We start from the raw sequence: 21,600 nt of genomic DNA, 5'->3' as shown, positions 1-21,600 counted from the left end.
ATGTTTACAATCACTGTTCCTGCAAGTTCAGCAAATATCGGACCTGGATTCGATTCAGCTGGAGTTGCGGTTAGCCGTTATTTAACATTAGATGTCGAACGTGCAACAAATTGGAAATTTACACATGCAACAGATACGATTCCTGAAGTTGCTAATTATGAAGATCACTATATTTACAAAGTAGCAAAAACTGTCGCTGATTGGCATGATGCCTTGCTCCCACCTTCCCATGTGAAGATGACGAGCGAAATCCCACTAGCACGTGGACTTGGTAGTAGTGCTTCGGCGATTGTCGCCGGAATCGAATTAGCAAATCAATTATGCCATTTACATTTAAGTGAGAAGGAAAAATTAGACTATGCTGTTCGAATTGAAGGTCATCCAGACAATGTTGCTGCTGCATTATTAGGCGGTTTCGTCGTAACAGTAAAAATGGGTGAAGAAGCAACATACAAAAAGTTACCTGCCATTCATACTGATTTAGTCGTCTATATACCGAACTTCGAACTAAAAACAGAAGATGCCCGTAAAGTATTACCGACAGAATTCGAAATGAAAGACGCTGCTACAGCTAGTGGGGTTAGTAATTTAATGATCTCAGCCCTTTTAACAGGTGATTATGAATTAGCTGGTAAAATGATGGAGAGTGATTTATTTCATGAAAGCTACCGCGCCAAATTAATTCCGAACTACTATGAAATCCGTTCTGAAGCGAGAAAACTTGGTGCGTATGGCACTGTAATTAGCGGTGCAGGTCCAACAATGATCTCCTTCGTCGCAAATGGACAAGGTGTGAATGTTGCACAAACAATGCAAGAAAAACTTCCAAACTATGAAGTTGTCGCTTTAAAATTAGATGAAACAGGCTTACGTACAAAGATACATGAACATAAATAAAAATGAACCCTTCAACCTATTAAGTGGCTTAATAGGTTGAAAGGCTAATTTTAGATAAATATAGTAATATCCGGCATTATTCTTTTAAAACTATTCCAATAAATCTTCTCTCAGCGGTGTGAATGTGTCTAATAAACGTCCCTCTACATGTGCTTCTACACCATGTTCTACATTTGAAGGAATGAAAATAGTCTCTCCCTCTTCAACAATATAATACTTATCATTTAAATTGAATTTAAACTTTCCTTCCAATACATACGTAAGTTGTTCATGCATATGCTTATGTTTTTTTCCAATCGCACCTTTTTCAAATCTCACCTCCATCATCATAATAGAAGTTCCTGGAGGAAAGATTTTCCTTTGTACACCCGGTTCTACATTAATCCATTTATTATCCAACACAAACCACATCCTTCACAGTGCACCTTACTTTTTTAATAACACTAATTCCTTCTTTCCATCTCAATTCGCTCTTGTAAAACTTTCTCAAAGTAATCCTCTTCAACAGGAAGTGTAACCTCATTTTCTGTCCACCCTGATAAATATGCTGCATTTAATATCTGTACACTATTAATTCCTTCTAAACCTGGAGCAATAAGAGGTTCTCGATATAAAATATTATTAGCGAAATTTTCAAACACTTCTACATGTTGCTCTCCCCAAATATCCTTGAAATACAACTCTTCTTCTTCATATATACTTGCTACATTGTTACTTTGTACAATTTTTGGGATATCTGCTATTTTCGTTTCAAAATTCATCTCCTTTTCAGGTTTATGCAAACTTTTAATGATAATACTCTTATTGTTTTCCACAAGTATCTTCCCTTTATCACCCAAAATTTCTAAACGATCAGTTCCTAACAAATCATGAGTACGTGTAACAAATATTCCTGTTGCTCCATTACCATATTCAAAGATTAATGTCGCATCATCTTCTACAGCAATTTTTCTCTGGTATCCAAATTTTAACTTTGCAAAAAGTTTTTTTGGAACGCCAAACAACCATTGTAATAAATCTATTTGATGTGCTGCTTGATTAATTAGAACTCCTCCACCTTCTCCATACCATGTTGCACGCCACGTATTTTGTTTGTAATAAACATCTGGGCGCCAATGCACCGTATTTAACCAATGTATATTACGAATATTTCCAATACGTTTTTCATCTATTACTTTTTTTAACTCTCTATATAAACGGTTTGTTCGTTGATTATAAATTAGACCATATGCTAAGTTTGAATACTGATCTGAAATATCATTTAATAAACGTACATCTTTTGCTGCAACACCCGCTGGTTTATCTACCAAAATATGGACACTTTTTTTCAACGCAGCTTTAGCAATTTTCGGGTGAGAATAATGTGGAGTACATATAATAACCGCATCAACATTACCACTATCAAACATTTCGTTATAATCTTTATAAAACTCAATGTTCTTAAACTTTTTTGAGAAATATGTTCTTTTTTCTTCGCTCCTACTACATAAAGTGGTTAACTCCATATTTTTCACTTTTCCACTTTGAATGACATCTGCATAAAAACTTCCCTGAGAACCCATCCCAATGATTCCTACTTTTATTTTCATTATATAATCCCACCAACTTTATAAATGGTCTCTAGAACATTAATGTCTAATCTTGTCTAAAATATCTTTATACTCCACCTCATATTTCTCATAAACAGGTTGAACAGCATTTTTCCATGCATCTAAATCATTTATTTCAATAATTTCATTTCCATTCTTTTCAATTTCTTCTAAAGATTCATCTACCAATGCATCCCAAGCTTCTCGTTGAACGTCAATTGATTCAATTGCAGCTTCTTTAAATAATTTTTTATCCTCATCACTCAGATTATTCCATACTTTCTGCGAACCAATCAAAACTTCCGGTACTGACTGATATCCAGGGATTGTTAAATATTCTGCAACTTCATAATGTTTAGCTGTATAAACACTAGGTAAACTGTTTTCTCCACCATCAATAACACCTGTTTGAATAGCGGAATATACTTCATCATATGACATCGGGGTTGCTGATCCCCCTAATGCTTCTACTGTATCAATAGCCATTTCCGATTCCATAACACGTAATTTTTGTCCTTTTATATCTTTTAAATTTTTAATAGGTTTTGCATCACTATAGAAAAATCGGTCTCCATTATCATAAAACGCTAAACCAACCATATTACTATCCTCAAAAGAGGATAAAATTTCTTCTCCAACATCTCCCAACCAAACGTCCCATTTTTCATTAGCATCTTCAAATAAAAATGGTAAATTTAGTGCTCCAATTTTATCGTTAAATTCTGTCAAAGGTACCCCATTTACACGAGCAAAGTCCATCGAACCTAATTGAATCTCTTCTATAATACTTTTCTCATCGCCAAGTTGCCCACCTGGAAAAACATCAATTTTATAACGACCTTCTGTTTTTTCTTCTACTAGTCTAGCAAATTCTTGTGCACCTAAAACTGTTGGATATCCTTCTGGTTGGATATCAGCTAACTTAAAAATAACTGTTTCATTCGATCTATTATCATTCCCTCCATTATTTGCTTCTTTTGTCGAGGCCTTATTACCACATGCTGACAATACTAATAATCCAATTAACATTATAACCTTCAGTACCATACGATTTTTCATGAATGATATACCTCCATTTTATAAATGTTCATATAGTAGTTACTTAAAAAAAACGCTCGGTAAATATAAAGAGACACTTGGTACATACGCAACGATTAAAACCGCTACTATCATTGCAGCATAAAAAGGAATTAATCCTTTACTAGTTTTTTCAATCGGTAATCTCCCTATAGCAGAACCAACAAATAAAACGGTTCCAACTGGTGGAGTAATTAATCCAATTGCTAAACATAAGATTAGTAAAACTCCAAAATGAACTGGATCCATTCCAACTTCCATTGCAACCGGCAATAAAATAGGAGTTGCAATTAAAATTAAAGGAGCCATATCCATTATCATTCCTAATAATAACAATATAATAATAATCATTAAGATAGTTACGGCTGGACTTGGTGATATACCAATAAGTAGTTCTGAAACTAATAATGGCACTTTTAATAATGCTAACATGTGCCCAAATGCTGCCGATGCTCCTACTAAAAACAAGACCATTGATAAAACTTTGAAAGTATTTTTCAAAATAATTCCCATTCTTGTAATTTTAATATCTCGATAAACAAAAAATGTAATAATAAAAGCATACAATGTTCCAATAGCAGCTGATTCTGTTACGGTAAACATACCTGTTAAAATACCACCCATAATAATCACTATTGTAAATAACCCCAATAAGCCATCGAATAATATTTTAGGAATTTCTTTTTTATCAATTGCCTCACCTTTTGGATATTTTCTCTTTACAGCAAGTACATATGTGATAATCATGAGTACAAAACCAAGTAATAATCCGGGTAATAATCCCCCCATAAAAAGTGCCCCTACAGAAACACCACCAGCTGCTGATGAAAAAATAATCATGTTGTGACTTGGAGGTATCATTACACCTTGGGCAGAACTAGATACAGTTACAGCAACAGAATAATCTGCATCATACCCTTGTTTTTTCATCATTGGAATCATAACTGAACCAATTGATGATGTATCTGCAAGTGCAGATCCTGAAATTCCGCCAAAAAAAGTACTAGCCAAAACATTTACCATTGCTAAACCCCCGCGGATCTTTCCAATAATGACATTAGCAAAGTTAATTAGTCTTCGAGAAATTCCTCCCTCATTCATTATCTCACCAGCTAAAATGAAAAATGGTATCGCTAATAATGAAAATGAATTAAGTCCACCAACAATCTTTTGAATTAACGAGGCTAGATGTACATCCATGTACAAACCTGTCAGTAAGGATGAAACAATTAATGTTAATGCAATTGGGAACCTTAATATTAACAACAACACAAAACTTCCTATTAAAATATATATTTCCATATCATTCATCCCCTTCCTGTTCATCATGATAGTCTTGATGGAGCCCTTTCACGAATAACAGTTCAATACCATATAAAAGGATATACATCCCTGTTATAGGGATTACAATATATAGTACACTTGAAGGCAGCCTTAATCCTGGTAAGGTTGAATCCATCATCAATACTGTAAAATTAATCCCATAATAAATCATTAAAATACCAAAAATAATAATAGTAACTTTTGCTAATATATCAAATATTGTTTGTATGAACTCAGGTAACATTTCCGCTAATAATCCAACACCTATATGTAATTTATGTTTAAAACCATAAGCAATACCAAAGAATGCTACCCAGACAAACAGAACTCTGGACAACTCTTCTGACCAGGCTGGAGTATAACTTAATAATTGCCTTGAAAACACTTGATAAAGTATGATGAGTGTCATACTAGCTAGCATCGTGAGCGCTATAATTAGTAATATCCTATCAAGTACATTCATTACCTTTTTAATTGCACCCATTACACTTCCCTCTCCTTCTGTTAAGAATATAAAAGAAGCTACGACAAAAGTATATATGGCACACGAAAATGTATCACCTTCAGAATATTTTATATTTGTCGTAGCTCCAGCTTCTAGTTTTCTTCTAAAATTTTATCTAAAAGATCTTTATACACTTCCCCATGCTTTTCATAAACTGATTGTACCGCTTCCCTTAATGGTTCAATATCGTTTATTTCAACGATTTCATTACCATTTGCTTCAATTTCTTCTTGGGATTCAATTACAAGTTCATCCCATGCCTCTCTTTGCGTATCAATCGATTCCATTGCTGCATCTTTGAAATGTTGTTTATCTTCATCACTCAAACTATCCCATAATTCTTTTGATCCTACTAACACTTCAGGTACCGATTGATAACCAGGCAATGTTGCATAATTAGCTACCTCATAATGTCCCGAGGTATAGAAACTAGGGAAGTTATTTTCCGCGCCATCAATTACACCAGTTTGAATTGCTGAATAGACCTCATCATACGCCATTGGTGTTGCAGAAGCACCAAGCGCTTCAACAATATCAATTGCTAATTCTGATTCTTGAACTCTGATTTTTTGCCCCTTAATTTCATCTAAACCTTTAATTGCCTTTTTATTACTATAGAAGAAACGTTCACCATTATCATAAAATGCCAATCCAATCATATTATTATCTAAAAAGGATTCTAAAATTTCTTCTCCTACTTCACCTGTCCATACATCCCACTTCTCTTCTTGTGTTTCAAATAAAAATGGTAAATTAAGAACTCCAATTTTGTCGTTAAATTCTGTTAACGGAACACCATTGACTCTAGCCAAATCCATTGATCCTAGTTGAAGCTCCTCAATAATACTTTTTTCGTCTCCTAATTGTCCTCCTGCATATACATCAATTTTATAACGTCCATCTGTTTTTTCTTCGACTAATTTAGCAAATTCCTCTGCTCCTACAACTGTTGGAAAACCATCCGGTTGAATATCCGCTAATTTTAATGTTATTGAATCCCTTGAAGAACCTTCTTTATTATTTGAATTTCCATTCCCTCCAGAGCTGTTACTTCCACAAGCCACTAATACCAACACTATCAACAATATAAAGCTAAAACATAGTTTTTTCATATGTTTCCCCCCATTTTTAATAGCAAATATAAATCATTCCACAACATGATGTAAGCGCTTCAAATACTCCTTACATAAATAACATTCACATTAAAGCATGACATATATGTATACTTTATAGAATGTTATTTTTTATCATATTACAAAAGTCGATTCAATATTCTTCAATATTGTAACAACACTCCATCCCGCAATTGCTGAGGTCTTTGAATATACATCTAATTCAATCCAAATTTCATCATCTAATTGAACTTCTACTTTATATTCATCTCCTTCAAAATTTGGTGTTGCTATAACTCTCATTTCCGTTTCATCAATTCCTGCGCTAGCCAATGCAGTGGCTATGGATAAATTCAATCCATTCGGCATAAAATCCATAATTTCTCTTGTTGTTCCCAAAAAAACTTCTTTTGGTTCTGTAATATGCTGTAACCTTGGATCATAATCTCTTGTCTTCTTTAAGGCGCGTGGCATTTTTTTAGAGGTCATTCTAGCTTTTATTTTACCCATCAATCCTGCCGTTTGTAAGACATCAAAACCACCTACAGCACCACTAGCAAGATAAATTTTCTTATTGTTTTCTTTTCCAATACGTTCAATCTTGTTATAAAATACTTCATCCGCAAGAGCGCCAATCGATAGAACGATTAAATGTGATTGAGCATTAAGTATCTCTTCTGCATACTGTTTTAATCCATCTGGGGTGGATGCCTCAATAGTGTAGTTTGGTTTCAAAGCCATTAATTCATCAATTTCATTACACGGCTCACAATCATATGTTGCGGCAAAATCTTTCACTTTTTCTTCTGTTCTACCAAGAACTCCAACAAGTTCGAATTCATTCAATGGGCCTTCTGTAATCGCTTTTGCAATAATATCACTTAAAAAACCATAGCCTATTAATGCAACTTTGTATTTCTTCATTAAATTAATCCCTCTCCTCTCTTTTATTAAATGTAGGTAACATAAAGTCAAAATCACATCCCTCATCTGCTTGTAAAACGTGATTACGATACAACCATGAATATCCACGATCTTTATATTCATTTCGCTCAAATGTGGCTAATCTTTCCCTAAGTTCATCATCTGAAATTAGTAACGACAACTCTCTTTCTTCTACATTTAATTCAATCCAATCTCCATCTTGTATAATACCTATCGGCCCTCCCACTGCCGCTTCAGGAGCTACATGTAAGACAACTGCACCAAATGCTGTACCGCTCATTCTACAATCAGATAGTCGTAACATATCCCTTACACCTTGTTTTAAAAGCTTCTGTGGTATGGGAATCATCCCTGCTTCTGGCATACCGGGAGCACCTATTGGACCAGCATTTTTTAAGACAAGTACATTATCTTCTGAAACTTGTAAATTTGGATCATTCACTCTTTCTTCCATATCTTCAATGGACTCAAATACAATTGCTTGCCCTTTATGTTTTAATAGCTTCTGGTTAATAACTGCTTTCGGTTTAATAATAGAACCATTTGGAGATAGGTTACCTTTTAAAACCGCTATTCCACCATCAGCATATACCGGATCGTCAACTGATTTTATAATATCTCGATACACTTCATCTATTTCAACATGTAATAGATTCTCTTCATGAGTTTTTCCAGTAACAGTTATTTGATTTGTATGAAGTTGATTCTGTAATTCTTTCAAAACGACCGGAATACCACCAGCACGATATAAATCTTCCATTTGGTAATTTCCCGCAGGTCTCATATTCGCAATTAATGGAGTTTCTTTACTTATTTCATCGAACAACTGTAAATCAAGATGAATATCTAATCTTTTGGCAATAGCGATTAGATGAATTACAGCATTTGTTGAACCACCAATTGCCATTAATACTTTTATTGCATTCTCAAAGTTCTCTTTTGTCATAATATCGGAGGGTTTTATATCCTGTTCCACTAGTCGTACAATTTGTTTTCCTGTCTCTCTTGCTAAATGCATTCTCTTATTTTCAGTTGCCGGAATTGTTGCTCCACCAGGCATCATCATACCTAACGCTTCAGAACATGAAGCAATAGTGCTTGCTGAGCCCATTACCATACAATGCCCAGCCGTTGGAGCTAATTCTTCATTAATTTCGTTCACCTCTTCTTCGGTAATCGTTCCGGCTTTAAATTCTTGCCAAAAGAATCTACAATCGGAACATGCTCCTAACGTTCGCCCCTTATATTCACCATTATTCATCGGTCCACCAGTAAATAAAATAGAAGGTTTATTCGCACTTGCTGCCCCCATCAATAATGCTGGTGTCATTTTGTCACAACCGCCGATTAAAACCACGCCATCAATCGGTTGAGCTTTAATCATCTCTTCAGCATCCATCGCTACTAAATTCCTATATAGCATTGTAGTTGGACTAATAAACATTTCTCCTAAGGAAATAATAGGGAATTCTAAAGGAGTTCCCCCAGCCATAATAACGCCTTGTTTTAATACTTCTATCATTGGTTTAACATGACTATGACAACGGTTTACTTCACTAAATGTATTAGCTATACCGATCACAGGCTTTTTATAATCTGATTCATCATGACCTAGATGACGTCTAAATGCCATTTTAATAAATTCACTAAATCCTGCATCTCCATATGCCGTACCACTCTTCTTACTCAACGTTTTCACCATCCTCTTATTATCGGGGGCTTTTACCATACTTATTTCAAATTTTTAACTGCATTGATATATATTTATAATCCAAGTAATCTTCAATGCCATGTCTTCCGCCTTCTCTTCCAACTCCAGATTCCTTGACACCGCCAAATGGTGCTTGTGCTACAGTCGGAAGTGGATCATTTACACCAATTATTCCATAGTCTAAATTCTCCATAACTCGATATACTCGATTTATATCATTACTAAAAATATACGATGCTAATCCATACACTGTATTATTTGCCTTTTGTATTACTTCTTCTTCTGTATCAAACGCAAAAACTGGCACAACCGGTCCAAATGTTTCTTCAAAAGAAATTTTCATTGAATGATTTGCATTAACAATTAATGTAGGTTCAAAAAAGCTCCCATTATTAAAATCATCATTATCTAATCGCTCACCACCAATTAAAACTTTACCTCCTTTTTCCTGTGCATCTTTTACATGAGTCTCAGCTTTATCAACCGCTTCTTGATCAATTAAAGGCCCAATAGTTACTCCTTCATTTAAACCGTTTCCAATTGTAAGTTTACTCATTTTATCCTTTAAAATGTCAGAGAAATCATTAACAACACTTTTTTGTACATAAATTCTATTTGTACAAACACACGTTTGACCAGCATTTCTAAATTTACTTGCAATCGCCGCTTCTGCCGCTTGCTCTAAATCTGCATCCTCAAATACAATGAAAGGCGCATGTCCTCCAAGCTCCATTGAGATTTTTTTCATCGTATCTGCAGATTGTTTCATTAAATGTTTCCCAACTTCTGTTGAACCAGTAAATGTTATTTTTCTAACAACAGGGGAGTCCATTAACACTCCCACAACTTTACTCGCAGATCCATGCAGTAAATTTACAACACCTTTTGGCAAACCCGCTTCGTGAAACGCCTTAAAAACTTCAATTGCTGTTAAAGGCGTTGCAGATGCTGGCTTTAAAACAACTGTACAACCTGCTGCTAAAGCAGGAGCAATTTTTCTTGTAATCATTGCAATTGGAAAATTCCAAGGTGTAATTGCCCCAACTACACCAACTGGCTGCCTTATAACCATTAATCTTTTATCTGATGCGGAAGCGGGAATTGTTTCTCCATAGATTCTTTTTCCTTCCTCTGCATACCACTCCAAATAATCTGTTGCTAACAATATTTCTCCTTTTGCCTCGTACAAAGGTTTACCCATCTCTTTTGTTATAACTTCAGCAATTTCATCTATTCTTGATTTAATAATTTCAGATGTTCTAATTAAATATTGAGAACGCTCTTTAGCAGTTTTTTTTGCCCAATGTTCCATTGCTTCTTCGGCAGAGTCAATTGCTAATTGAGCCTCTTCCGTACCACTTGTAAATACTTCATCAATTTTCTCTCCAGTAGCCGGATTACTAACTATTAAAGTCCCCTCTGTTTCCAACCATTCACCATTAATATATAACATACGAACATCTCACCTCTTATTTGTTATATTGATCTATTTTAATTCGCCTTTAACTCTAAGATCTTCCTCTACTTTGGCCGATAAAATTTTTGGATTAGTCGCTATTTCAATAATTGCAGGTTTATTCGATTGAATAGCTCGCTCTAATGCTGCAGGAAATTCTTCATTTCGTTCGATTCTTTCTCCATAGCCGCCGAATATATTTGCAAATTCACCATAGTTAGGATTCGATAAATTAGTAGCAATAACACGATCAGGAAATCTTCTTTCCTGGTGTGCTCTAATTGTTCCATACATATTATTGTTTGCAATAATATGTACAAAAGGGAGATTATATCTAACAGCTGTTTCAAATTCTTGTACTGTCATCATAAATCCACCATCACCTGATAATGAAACTACTGTTTTTTCAGGATAAGCTATTTTTGCTCCAATAGCGGAAGGTAAACCATAACCCATCGCTCCAGACGTAGGACCTAAATAAATATTTTTATCATTAAACCTATAGTACCTAGATATCCACGAGAAGAAGTTCCCTGCATCACTAGTAATAATTGCATCTTCAGGCAATGTTTTTATTAATGTGTTTACAACACTTTTTAAATCTGCAAAATTTTCTTGATTGGTTAAAATAGGTGTTGAAAATTGTTTATAAAGATTGTTAATATTACGTAAATTTTCTTTTCTTTCTTCACTTACATTTTCATTTACAATATTCAATAAATCTTTTAAAAATTCATTTACATCAGCAACAATAGGTAATGTCGCGTTGTATACTTTCCCTAATGTATCTGGTGAAATATCTACATGGATTAGTTTTCCTGTTTCATTTAATAAAGTGTAATCATTTGTAGTCATTTGTGAAAATTTTGTACCTAGGGCAATAACTAAATCACTTTCCTTTATATATGATGCCAAACCATCCATAGCACCCAAGCCTAGCGTACCTGCATAATGCTCGTGAGTATTTGGAAAAGCATGAAATCTTCTAAATGCGGTTGCAACTGGAATATGTAATCTTTCAGAAAGTTCAATTAAATTATCTGTTGCTTTGGATAATATAACTCCACCTCCTGCAATAATGATTGGTTTCTTCGCTTTATTGATTTCTTCAGCGGCTTGGACTATTAATTCATTTTCAGTCCTAGGCCTATTTACACGAATCGGTTTATATATTTCATGTCTAATATCTTCTACAATATCATCTTGCATATCTTCCGGTAATGATACAACAACTGGACCCGGACGTCCTGAACGCGCAACATGAAAAGCACGATGTAGAATTTCTGGTATTCTGTTAGCGTCATCAATTTCTACTGCCCATTTACATAAATGCTTAAAATATGAAGCAAAATCTACTTCTTGGAAAGCTTCCCTTTCTTTAAATGTACGTTCAACTTGGCCTAATAATGCCACAATTGGCGTAGAATCCTGTTGTGCGGTATGCAATCCTGCTGATAAATTTGTCGCACCAGGACCTCGTGTTGCCATACAAACTCCAACATCATTAGTCGCTTTAGCATAAGCTTCTGCCATAAAAGAAACGCCGCCCTCTTGCCGACCTGAAATAAACTCCATCGTTGGTTCCTCATAAATTGCGTCCAATACATTTAAGAAACTTTCACCCGGAACGCCAAAAATCTTCGTTACACCCTCAGCCCTCATTACTTCAACAATACTTTTTCCACCATGTCTCGTCATTTATCTACACCTCTATTTTATATTTTTAACGAATCGTTCTATTCTTTTTATTGCTTCTTTTAATTGTGCTTCCGATGCTGCATAAGATATTCTCACATATCCTTCACCAACATCAGAAAACACAGAACCCGGTACCGTTGCTACCCCTTCTTCCTCCAACAATCTTGTAGCAAAATCTTTTGAACTTAAACCAAATTTGCTGATATTAGGAAATGCATAAAAGGCTCCTTCTGGATTAGCTAATGTAATTCCATCGATTGAACGAAGACCTTCGTAAACTATGTTTTTCCTTATTTTATAAGCCTCTCGCATCTTACGAACTTCTTCTTCACTTAATTCATGCTGTTCATATACTGCTACCGCACCGTATTGTGTAAATGTTGGTACACATGTCACTACATATTGGTGAACTTTTAGCATACTTGTAATCAATGATTCATTTGCAACAATATATCCTAAACGCCAGCCAGTCATTGAGTATGCCTTAGAAAATCCATTGATAGTAATAGTCCGGTCTTCCATCCCACTGATAGACCCTATAGAAAAATGGCCTTCTGATGAATAAATAATTTTTTCATAAATTTCATCTGAAATAACAATTAAATCTTCTTCTATTGCTATTTTAGCGATTTCTTCTAATGTTTCTTTCGGATAGACAGCACCTGTCGGATTACTCGGACTATTTAATAAAACAACCTTCGTATCTGGTGTTATAACAGCACGAATATCATCTGGATTCACAATCCAATTATTACTTTCATAAGTTTTCACACTAACAGGTTTAGCATTTACTAGATGTGCTAGATTTTCATAAGATGTAAAGGATGGTTCAATAATAATTATTTCATCTCCTGGATTTAATGTTGCAAAAAAGGCAATTGCTAGTCCTTCTGCTGCACCTTGCGTCATAATTATATTTTTATCAGCATTAACAGTTAAATTATTTTCATTTAACAACTTGTTTGCAATTAACTTTCTCAAATTAGGTAACCCTCTATTCGGAGCGTAATGTACCTTCCCATCTGTAAGAGCCTTTTGCGCCGCTTCCACAATGTGATTTGGTGTATTAAAATCAGGCTCTCCTATTTCGAGATGAATTACATCCATACCATTCTCCTCAAGCGCTTTAGCTTTTTCGGAAACTATTCTTATTTGTCCTAAAACAACTTGACTTAACCTTTCAATTGAGCTTCCCACTTCTTATTCCTCCCTTTTATTAAAATATTCAGATTTTTCTTGTAATTATTATTGTAAGACAAATAAATTATAAGTCAATATGATTTTATCAAATAATTAAATTTTCGATTATTATCGAAACAAAAAGGTTAGTTACATTTATCTTGTTTTATTGATAAATATTACTAACCAATTTGAGTGGAAAATCAATGTCTTCCTTTAATTAAACAGAAATCAGAATTGATGTTTTACATCTTTATAACATCTTAACTTTCTTAATCAAATATTAATGGTCTTGCTACTTTTACATATGTACCACCATCAACACGCAATGAATGACCACTAACATATGCTGCCTCATCTGAAGCTAAAAATAACGCTGCATTCGCAATATCTTCCGCTGTTCCTAATCTTCCTAATGGTTGATAATCCAATGTTTCTTTTAATGCCTTTTCTGGATCTGGCAGTGCATCAAGTGTCACATAAAACATTGGCGTATCAACACTACTAGGTAATACTGCATTCACCCTAATATTATCTTTTCCACAATCTAATGCCATTTGTCTTGTCAACGCAGTAAGAGCCCCTTTTGAACTTGCATATGCCGCAAAGCGAGTAATTGTTTTATCTGCATGCCAAGAGGCAATATTTACAATTGCACCCCCACCACGTTTTCTCATTTCTGGAACAGCATATTTAGAACAAAGAAATGGCCCATCGATATTCACTCCGTAAACGTGTCTCCACTCATCAAACGAAGTTTCTTCAGCTGATTTACGAATATTTGCCGCAGCGTTATTAACTAAAATATCTATACCACCAAATCTTTCTATTGTTTGATTAATTAAATTTACCACAGCTTCCTCACTTGAAACATTTGTCTGTACAAAAATAGCTTCAATGTTTTTCTCTTTTAATTTTTTTATTGCATCTTGTCCTGATTCTTTATTAATGTCAGCGATTACAATTTTTGCCCCTTGTTCTCCAAATGTATGTCCAATTTGTTCACCAATACCTTGACTCCCACCTGTTATAATTGTTACCTTATCCTTTAAACGCATATATATTCCCTCTTTCATTTATAATAAATTATCTTAAACTTGTAGATTTCCTTCCTTCATAATAAGCCTTCCATCAATTTCAATCGTTACTGTCCGAATTAATAAATCTAAATGTAATGGCGAATCTACATGTCCACCAAAATTTAAATTTTTACCAATACCAATATGAATATTTCCATATGATCCTTCATCAGGAGCCATTCTGCCACAAATAACATTCTTTCTATTTAAACCTAAGCCTAATTCTGCAACATTATAAACAGTAGGATCATTATATCCAGCTAAAATTCCCTCTAAAATATTCGCTTCTTTTCCGCCAGTTATTTCAGTTATATTTCCATCTTCTACTTTACAAATAACAGGTTCTTTTAATACGTTAATCAGTGGATGTGGAATACTCCCATCAAATACTAAAATCCCATTTGCTGTACCTTCTACTGGACCTAAAGCAACTTCCGCATTTGGTGGAAATGATGCAGACCCTGGTTTTCTGGATGTACCATAATCAAACACTGGTGATCGACCTCTCACACTGCATGTCATATCTGTACCACCAACAGATGTTAAGCGGAATGTTTCTCCTTGAAAATGTTCGGCAACTCGATTAATTTCCGCTTCAATCTCATCAAAATTTGCAGTAAGTCCACCTTTCTCGAACATAGAAAATTCATAATCTTGCATTCCTACCCATCTCATACGTCCTAATTTGCTAGATTCTATTCTAGCTTTCGTATGAAACATTGACATTGTAGTAGCACCAAATGCAACATCACAATTTTGCATTGCTTTACTAACTGCTTCAGGTGGTTCTTCTCCATGATTTGTTCTCTGCTTCATGCAAATCATCGTTGTTTCAAAAAATCGACTTGCATGTTTGTATACAAATTCTCCAATATCTTTCGTATTATCATCGGTAATTACCAATACTTTTTCATTTTCTTTTAAATGTGTGATACTTGTAAGAAGCTGTTTCATCCCGAATGGCATATCTTCTGCTTCATGGATCTTTTTTTCAACACTCATTATTAAACTCCTCCCATTAATATAATTCTAATTAAACACAGAAAGAAATCGCAAAAAAATTAACATCCACCAAATATTATGGTATTATTGTAATACAAATAAACAATCCAGTCAATAAAGTTTTCAGATAATATTGATTATTTTGTTTTTAAAATTATAATTGTACTTCTTGTACACCCATTACAAACTTTTTTCGAAGGAGCGAGAAATATGGATGAATTTAAAATGGAAACAATCAATCGAGTTACTTTGTCACAACAAGTATTAGATAAGATTATTTACTTAATCGTTGAGGGACAATTACAACCTGGTGATAAATTACCTTCAGAAATTGATTTAATCAATCAATTTGATGTAAGTAGACCAGTTTTAAGAGAAGCATTTAGTTCATTAGAGTCTTTAGGAATTATTAATCGAAGACCGCGTGGGGGCACTTTTATTAATGATAAGGTGGATAGTGCTCCTTTTAAAGCAATGTTAGCTATTTCTATAAATAATATTCCAGCTATTATTGAAGCAAGAATGACACTTGAATTAGGATTAATTACATTGGCTGCTGAAAAAATTACAGATAAGGAACTAGATGAATTAAGAGAAACAATTAATCGAATTAAATATTCTGAGGATAACAATTACGGTATGTATGATAAAAAGTTCCACCGTATTATTGCATATAGTGCTGACAATCAGATAGTTGAAGGAATGATTGATCCCTTGTTATATGCACATGATAAAACCGATCGCTTAATAAAATATAGAGAACAAGAGAAGACCGTTAGACATCATGAAGCTATCTATGAAGCACTAAAAAAGAGGGATCCAATAGAAGCTTTCCATCAATTATATAAACATTTAAGTTATGTTAGAGAAAAAATTCTACATGATGAAAAAAATAGAAATTGATTCATATAAATCGTACTGTTAAGAGCTTATATTTATAAAACCCCTTCAATATTAATTCATACATTGCAATTGTTTTTTCACGGATTAAAAATTCCTTTATTTAAATTACTATAGCAAAAAGTGAGTTTCCATCTGAGATATAGATTTACATCAGAAATCTCAGATAGAAACTCACTTACATTTTAACATTATTATATGGAATCTAATGGATACATAGGTCTTCTTAAATATTTAAAATCTAACTTCTCTAATATCTGATAAGTTGCTCCAGGAGATAATGCCATAATTTCTAACTCTGCTATCTCACTTAACTCATCAAATAAATAGCCTTGCTTAACTATAATTACATCATATGAGTGAATATCCAAACCAGCACTTATAAAATGGTTAATTGTTGTAAAGGAATATCCAAGATTACCTATAACTATATCAATGTTGTTAGAAGCAATTGTAATTACTTTTCCAACTACATCATCTTTCGATGTGTAAAATCCCAATAAATCTCCATTTGCTTTTACTCTACCTTTTATTAGTACAGGTGCACTATCTTCATTATAGTTTACTCCTATATGGCAAGTTACATATTCACCAATATCATGTTCCTTGAGTGACATGTACGTTCTTTCATCAAAGATGGAGGCAACCAATACTCTTTTACTTTTTAAATCTAATTGTGTTAAAATCCTTAATAACACAGTATTTATTCCTGGAGCACCACCAGTAGTATTATCTCCTGAATCAGAAATAAAAACGGGCTTAACATCTGAATCTATTGCTTTTTTAATGGACTCTAACGGTTCTAAAGTAATATTCGGAAATTTAAATTCATTCCTTAAGTTAAATATAAAAGTGGCGAGTTCTGTTGCTGCTTCCTTTGCTAATTTTCTATATTTATCTGATTTTGGAATTATAACTACCGAAGCAGAAGTATGAGGTGCGTCGGTCCATGCATGTCCATTAAAGAAATTTGTAATTAAAATACCTTCCCTCTCGTCAATTTCCCATAATTTCTTCAAAATGGATTTCATCGGCTCAGTTTTCCCAGTTCCTTTTTCACCTGGAACAATTATTGGTATCCTTTTATAAATTGGAGTTATCAAATTTTTTGATTTAATACAATCAATAAGTGTATTGGCTGTGATTTCCTCTGTTTCTTGTTGATCTGTATGAGGAACTGTTCTATAAGATCGAATAATATTAGCCAAATATATGATTTCCTCATCAATATTCCCATGTAAATCTAATGTTAATGAAACAGGAATATCGTCACCAATAATTTCACGAATTTCTTTTAATAACGCAATTTCTCCAGACCCTAAACCTTCGACCTCAGTAGCTCCATGTAAATGCAACCATACACCATCAATTTTATCTTCTTTCCTTAGTACACTTATAATTTTTTCAGCAAAAAATGTATAAGCATCTAAAGAGAGACGCCCACCAGAGTTAGCAGTAGCATAAATAGTAGGGATCACCTCAACTCCTCTATCTTCAAATATCTTTGTGGCAGGACTTCTATATTTTGAATCTATCCCTTCCGAAAATACAAAGTCCCCTTTTTCCATTAAAAAAGGGTTAAAAGTGGTAGATTCCTGATAAAAACACCCTATTAAAACACGCATATAACTCCTCCAATTGTTTATATTCTCCTTTATACTTGCTTTACATCAAACCTATTAATTTCGGAATAAATAAACTTAATTGTGGTATAAAAGCTACAACTAAAAGAACTAAAATAATTATTGCATAAAAAGGAAGCATAGGTTTTATTAATTGTTCAATTTTGACTTTGGCAATACTAGACCCTACAAATAATATTGTTCCGACCGGAGGTGTGATACTCCCTATACACATCGCAAATACGATAACAATTCCAAAATGTACGACATCCATTCCAAAACTTTGGACAATAGGCAAAAATATAGGCGTAAAAATTAAAACTGCAGGCGCTACATCCATAAATGTTCCAACAAATAAAAGAATTGATAGGATAATTAGTATTATGATAATTTTATTATCTGTAATACTTAATATTGAATTTGTTATAGCTTTTGGAATTCCAGCTACAGTTAAAATATGAATAATCATTGATGACGCCCCTATTAAAAACATAATAACTCCTGTGACATTGATTGTTTCCTTCAAAATAGTAGGAATCTTTTTAAAGCTAAACGTTCTATAACAGAGCATTAAAATAAAAGAATATAGAACAGCAATTGCCGCTGCTTCTGTGGGTGTAAATATTCCAAAGATAATACCACCAATTACAATAACAATTAATAATAAGCTAGGTATTGCTTCAACAAAAACTTTTATCCCAGCCTTCAGACTTATCTTGCCTGACACAGGGTACTTTTTCTTTTTTGCTATAAAATACGCAACAAACATTACACCTAGTCCCCATAGAATACCAGGAATATATCCTGCAGCAAATAAAGCAGCAATCGATGTCCCACCACTAACAAGGGAAAATAAAATTAATGTATTACTCGGCGGAATTAATAAACCTGTTGGAGCAGATGAAATATTAACGGATGCAGAAAACTCTTTATCATAACCTTCATTTTCCTGTTGAGGATTCATTACTCCCCCTATTGAAGCTGCTGATGCCACAGCAGAGCCAGAAATAGCTCCAAATAACATATTTCCCACAACGTTTGCATGGGCTAAAGATCCAGGAAGTTGCATAATTAATACTTTCGCAAAATTAATTAATCGTTGAGAAATTCCCCCATGACTCATTATTACTCCTGACATAACAAAAAAAGGAATTGCAATTAGCGTAAAACTAGCAATTGAATTAAATAATGATTGAGTTGCGGTAAATGCAGTTACTTCAAAAGGATATAATGTTAACATCGTCACAATAGTTGGGATGGCTAAACTAATTGCAATTGGTACACCTAATATAAGCAAAAACAAAAATACAATTAATAAAATTAAACCAATTTCTAGTGCCAATTTTATCATCCTTTATTTATAATGTTATTTTCTCAAAAAACATTTATAGGGAATAAAAGAAAATATATTATCTGAGACACGAACTAGAAAAATTGAATATTTTCTTTTAAACAACTAGTTCGTGTTTCATCACACATGTCTTTATTTAATTCTATTCACTCTTAAAATTACATCGTTGTATTCTGGACTTTATTTTCTTTAGTTATTGTTTTATCAATCTTAAATAAATCTAGCAAATGAATTAAACAATATAATATAATAAATGTTCCCGATAAAGGGAATACTATATAAACGTATCCCATTTCAATGGGTAAGGTAGATGATTTTTCTGCCATACCTTGTATAACACCTTTTGATCCTCCATATATTAAAACTGTAAATGAAAAAAATAATATAATACTTTCTGTAAATAGATTTAATATCCTAAGTGTATTGCCGTTTAATTTGTCTTTCACAAACAATATTGATAAGTGGGCTTTTTTACCAAATGCATATGCCGCGGCTAACAAGGCTAACCAAAGTAGTGCATATCTTAAAAATTCAGTTGTGAAACTGGCGGGGTTTTTTAGTATTGCTCGAGATACTACCTGCCACAATGTTATTAGTACCATACTTATTAAAATTACATACATTAATGACTCTAATATTCTATCTAAAGTTTTCTTTATTATCTTCATTAGACTCATCCCTTTTTTAACTTTAAATTAACATCATTTTACTTTTTCCACTAAATCTAACATATCAGCAATCTCTTCATTATCAGAAACATACTTTTCTTTTATTGGATTTAGCACTTCAGCAAAAGGTTCTAAATCTGGATAATAAAAGGTAACACCCATATCTTCTGAAGCTTTTATCGCATCTTGCCTTTCTTGTTCCCATGTTTCATTATGAAATGCTGTTGACTCCTCAGCAGCAGATAATATGGCTTGTTGATGTTCATTCGAAAGCCCTTCAAATAATGTATTTTTAATAATTAAAATATCGGGAGAAAATACATGTTCTGTAAAGCTAAAATGCTTTGCTACCTCACCCAAGTTACTTTCTGTAAATGGTACGACGCCACTATCCGCACCATTTACTACTCCTTGTTGGATAGCGGTATAGAGTTCTCCCCAATCCAACGGAGTTGCACTACCACCTAAAGTTTCCACTGTTTCTATTAAAACTTCACTTGATAACACTCTCATTGTTAAACCTTTTAAATCCTCTGGTTTTTCAATAGACTTATCTTTTGTATAATAATTTCGAACGCCAGCATCGTACCAAGTAATACCTAGTAAGTCCAAACCTGTTGTCGACTTAAATAAAGATTCCGTATTAGAACTATTCATAAAATTCCTTCCATGTTCCATATCATCAAAAAAATAAGGGATACTAAAAATAGAATATATTTCTTCAAAATTTTCCAAAGAGTTTGAAGACACTTTTGTCATTTCAATAGCACCAGATTGTATTGATTCTATAAGCTGCCTTTCATCACCTAGCTGTCCATTTGGAAAAATTTCAATAACAACCTCACCATTAGTTTTTTCTTCTACTAAATCGGCAAATTCTTCCATAGAAGTATGAACAGGGTGTGTGTCCGCCTGAGTATGTGCTAACTTCAAGGAAACATTACCACTTTTTTCATCATTAGTTGATGAATTTTTTGATACACCAGAATTATTACTACAAGCGACCAACAAACCTATGAACACAGTTAACAGAAATAATACATTTTTGTTTTTTTTCATTTTATCCTCCCATTTTTATCGATATAGTAACTTATTCTTAACAAATAATTTTTATCAAACACCCCCTAATGAGTAATAGTTTGATTATTCTGACTTTTAAAACTACATTGAATCAAATTCTCATTTCATATTTCATTTTATTGTAATACAAATAATATAGTAAGTCAATATGGTAAATATTTTTAAACACTATAAAATAAATTTCTTTTCTATGTGAACATAAACACCATAAGCATAAGTTCTCCTTAGTTTTTATGAATTTTTAATTATACATAAATATTTATCTGGATTAAAATAAATATTCATCATTATATAATTTTTCTCTGCACAAAAGACACCTCAAAAATAAAAGGTGCCTTTTATAATTACTCTTTAGATTTTAGTGACATTACTGTAACTGATCTTTTAAAACATCAAACTAATGATG

Annotated in this window: 19 protein-coding genes; 2 read left to right on the top strand and 17 right to left on the bottom strand. The window is 33.4% G+C overall.

Annotated elements, in window-relative coordinates; translation table 11 throughout:
* Window positions 1-897, top strand: a complete 897-nt coding sequence (gene thrB, locus SPD45_RS07910; protein ID WP_336267205.1) for a homoserine kinase — start codon at window positions 1-3, stop codon at window positions 895-897.
* Window positions 898-987: 90 nt separating this feature from the next.
* Here the strand turns inward: thrB and SPD45_RS07905 are convergent, their stop codons facing one another.
* The 13 genes from SPD45_RS07905 to SPD45_RS07845 form a co-directional block, all read right to left on the bottom strand.
* The gene (locus SPD45_RS07905; protein WP_442962005.1) at window positions 988-1,296 is read right to left on the bottom strand and encodes a cupin domain-containing protein; all 309 of its coding nucleotides are present in this window, start codon (window positions 1,294-1,296) and stop codon (window positions 988-990) included.
* A 44-nt stretch (window positions 1,297-1,340) separates the two neighbouring features.
* A complete protein-coding gene (locus SPD45_RS07900) occupies window positions 1,341-2,486 on the bottom strand; it encodes a Gfo/Idh/MocA family protein (RefSeq protein ID WP_336267203.1) in 1,146 nt (381 codons plus the stop codon).
* Between the two features lie 39 nt (window positions 2,487-2,525).
* The gene (locus tag SPD45_RS07895; RefSeq protein ID WP_336267202.1) at window positions 2,526-3,545 is read right to left on the bottom strand and encodes a TRAP transporter substrate-binding protein; all 1,020 of its coding nucleotides are present in this window, start codon (window positions 3,543-3,545) and stop codon (window positions 2,526-2,528) included.
* A 39-nt stretch (window positions 3,546-3,584) separates the two neighbouring features.
* On the bottom strand, window positions 3,585-4,865 hold the full coding sequence (locus SPD45_RS07890; RefSeq protein ID WP_336267201.1) for a TRAP transporter large permease: 1,281 nt from the start codon (window positions 4,863-4,865) through the stop codon (window positions 3,585-3,587).
* A gap of 1 nt (window position 4,866) precedes the next feature.
* The gene (locus SPD45_RS07885; RefSeq protein WP_336267200.1) at window positions 4,867-5,370 is read right to left on the bottom strand and encodes a TRAP transporter small permease; all 504 of its coding nucleotides are present in this window, start codon (window positions 5,368-5,370) and stop codon (window positions 4,867-4,869) included.
* 113 nt (window positions 5,371-5,483) lie between these two features.
* Window positions 5,484-6,503 carry a TRAP transporter substrate-binding protein gene (locus SPD45_RS07880; protein ID WP_336267199.1) on the bottom strand — a complete coding sequence of 340 codons (1,020 nt, stop codon included), beginning with the start codon at window positions 6,501-6,503 and terminating at the stop codon, window positions 5,484-5,486.
* 135 nt (window positions 6,504-6,638) lie between these two features.
* On the bottom strand, window positions 6,639-7,427 hold the full coding sequence (locus tag SPD45_RS07875) for an aspartate dehydrogenase domain-containing protein (protein WP_336267198.1): 789 nt from the start codon (window positions 7,425-7,427) through the stop codon (window positions 6,639-6,641).
* A 4-nt stretch (window positions 7,428-7,431) separates the two neighbouring features.
* Window positions 7,432-9,138 carry a dihydroxy-acid dehydratase gene (locus SPD45_RS07870; protein WP_336267197.1) on the bottom strand — a complete coding sequence of 569 codons (1,707 nt, stop codon included), beginning with the start codon at window positions 9,136-9,138 and terminating at the stop codon, window positions 7,432-7,434.
* Between the two features lie 46 nt (window positions 9,139-9,184).
* Window positions 9,185-10,612, bottom strand: a complete 1,428-nt coding sequence (locus tag SPD45_RS07865) for an NAD-dependent succinate-semialdehyde dehydrogenase (protein ID WP_336267196.1) — start codon at window positions 10,610-10,612, stop codon at window positions 9,185-9,187.
* Between the two features lie 33 nt (window positions 10,613-10,645).
* Complete coding sequence (locus tag SPD45_RS07860) at window positions 10,646-12,313, bottom strand: thiamine pyrophosphate-dependent enzyme (RefSeq protein WP_336267195.1); 1,668 nt, start codon at window positions 12,311-12,313, stop codon at window positions 10,646-10,648.
* Between the two features lie 12 nt (window positions 12,314-12,325).
* A complete protein-coding gene (locus SPD45_RS07855) occupies window positions 12,326-13,510 on the bottom strand; it encodes a pyridoxal phosphate-dependent aminotransferase (protein WP_336267194.1) in 1,185 nt (394 codons plus the stop codon).
* A gap of 254 nt (window positions 13,511-13,764) precedes the next feature.
* Window positions 13,765-14,550 carry an SDR family NAD(P)-dependent oxidoreductase gene (locus SPD45_RS07850; RefSeq protein ID WP_336267193.1) on the bottom strand — a complete coding sequence of 262 codons (786 nt, stop codon included), beginning with the start codon at window positions 14,548-14,550 and terminating at the stop codon, window positions 13,765-13,767.
* A gap of 33 nt (window positions 14,551-14,583) precedes the next feature.
* Window positions 14,584-15,573, bottom strand: a complete 990-nt coding sequence (locus SPD45_RS07845; protein ID WP_336267192.1) for an aminopeptidase — start codon at window positions 15,571-15,573, stop codon at window positions 14,584-14,586.
* A 210-nt stretch (window positions 15,574-15,783) separates the two neighbouring features.
* On the opposite strand from SPD45_RS07845, the gene SPD45_RS07840 reads away from it, so the two are divergent.
* Window positions 15,784-16,476 (top strand): FadR/GntR family transcriptional regulator, encoded by a 693-nt coding sequence (locus SPD45_RS07840; RefSeq protein ID WP_336267191.1) that lies wholly within the window; start codon window positions 15,784-15,786, stop codon window positions 16,474-16,476.
* Between the two features lie 191 nt (window positions 16,477-16,667).
* Here the strand turns inward: SPD45_RS07840 and SPD45_RS07835 are convergent, their stop codons facing one another.
* The 4 genes from SPD45_RS07835 to SPD45_RS07820 all read right to left on the bottom strand — a co-directional run bounded on the left by SPD45_RS07835 (window position 16,668) and on the right by SPD45_RS07820 (window position 21,173).
* Window positions 16,668-18,098, bottom strand: coding sequence for a M81 family metallopeptidase (locus tag SPD45_RS07835; protein ID WP_336267190.1), 1,431 nt, complete (start codon window positions 18,096-18,098; stop codon window positions 16,668-16,670).
* A 40-nt stretch (window positions 18,099-18,138) separates the two neighbouring features.
* A complete protein-coding gene (locus SPD45_RS07830) occupies window positions 18,139-19,437 on the bottom strand; it encodes a TRAP transporter large permease (protein ID WP_336267189.1) in 1,299 nt (432 codons plus the stop codon).
* 167 nt (window positions 19,438-19,604) lie between these two features.
* Window positions 19,605-20,114 (bottom strand): TRAP transporter small permease, encoded by a 510-nt coding sequence (locus tag SPD45_RS07825; RefSeq protein WP_336267188.1) that lies wholly within the window; start codon window positions 20,112-20,114, stop codon window positions 19,605-19,607.
* 33 nt (window positions 20,115-20,147) lie between these two features.
* Window positions 20,148-21,173 carry a TRAP transporter substrate-binding protein gene (locus SPD45_RS07820; protein WP_336267187.1) on the bottom strand — a complete coding sequence of 342 codons (1,026 nt, stop codon included), beginning with the start codon at window positions 21,171-21,173 and terminating at the stop codon, window positions 20,148-20,150.
* Between the last annotated feature and the right edge of the window lie 427 nt (window positions 21,174-21,600).

It is taken from the genome of Pseudogracilibacillus sp. SO10305, assembly GCF_037072005.1.
Taxonomy (GTDB): domain Bacteria; phylum Bacillota; class Bacilli; order Bacillales; family Amphibacillaceae; genus Pseudogracilibacillus; species Pseudogracilibacillus intestinigallinarum.
Note: the sequence above shows the minus strand (reverse complement) of the source record. Positions and strands in the feature narration are given on the sequence as shown.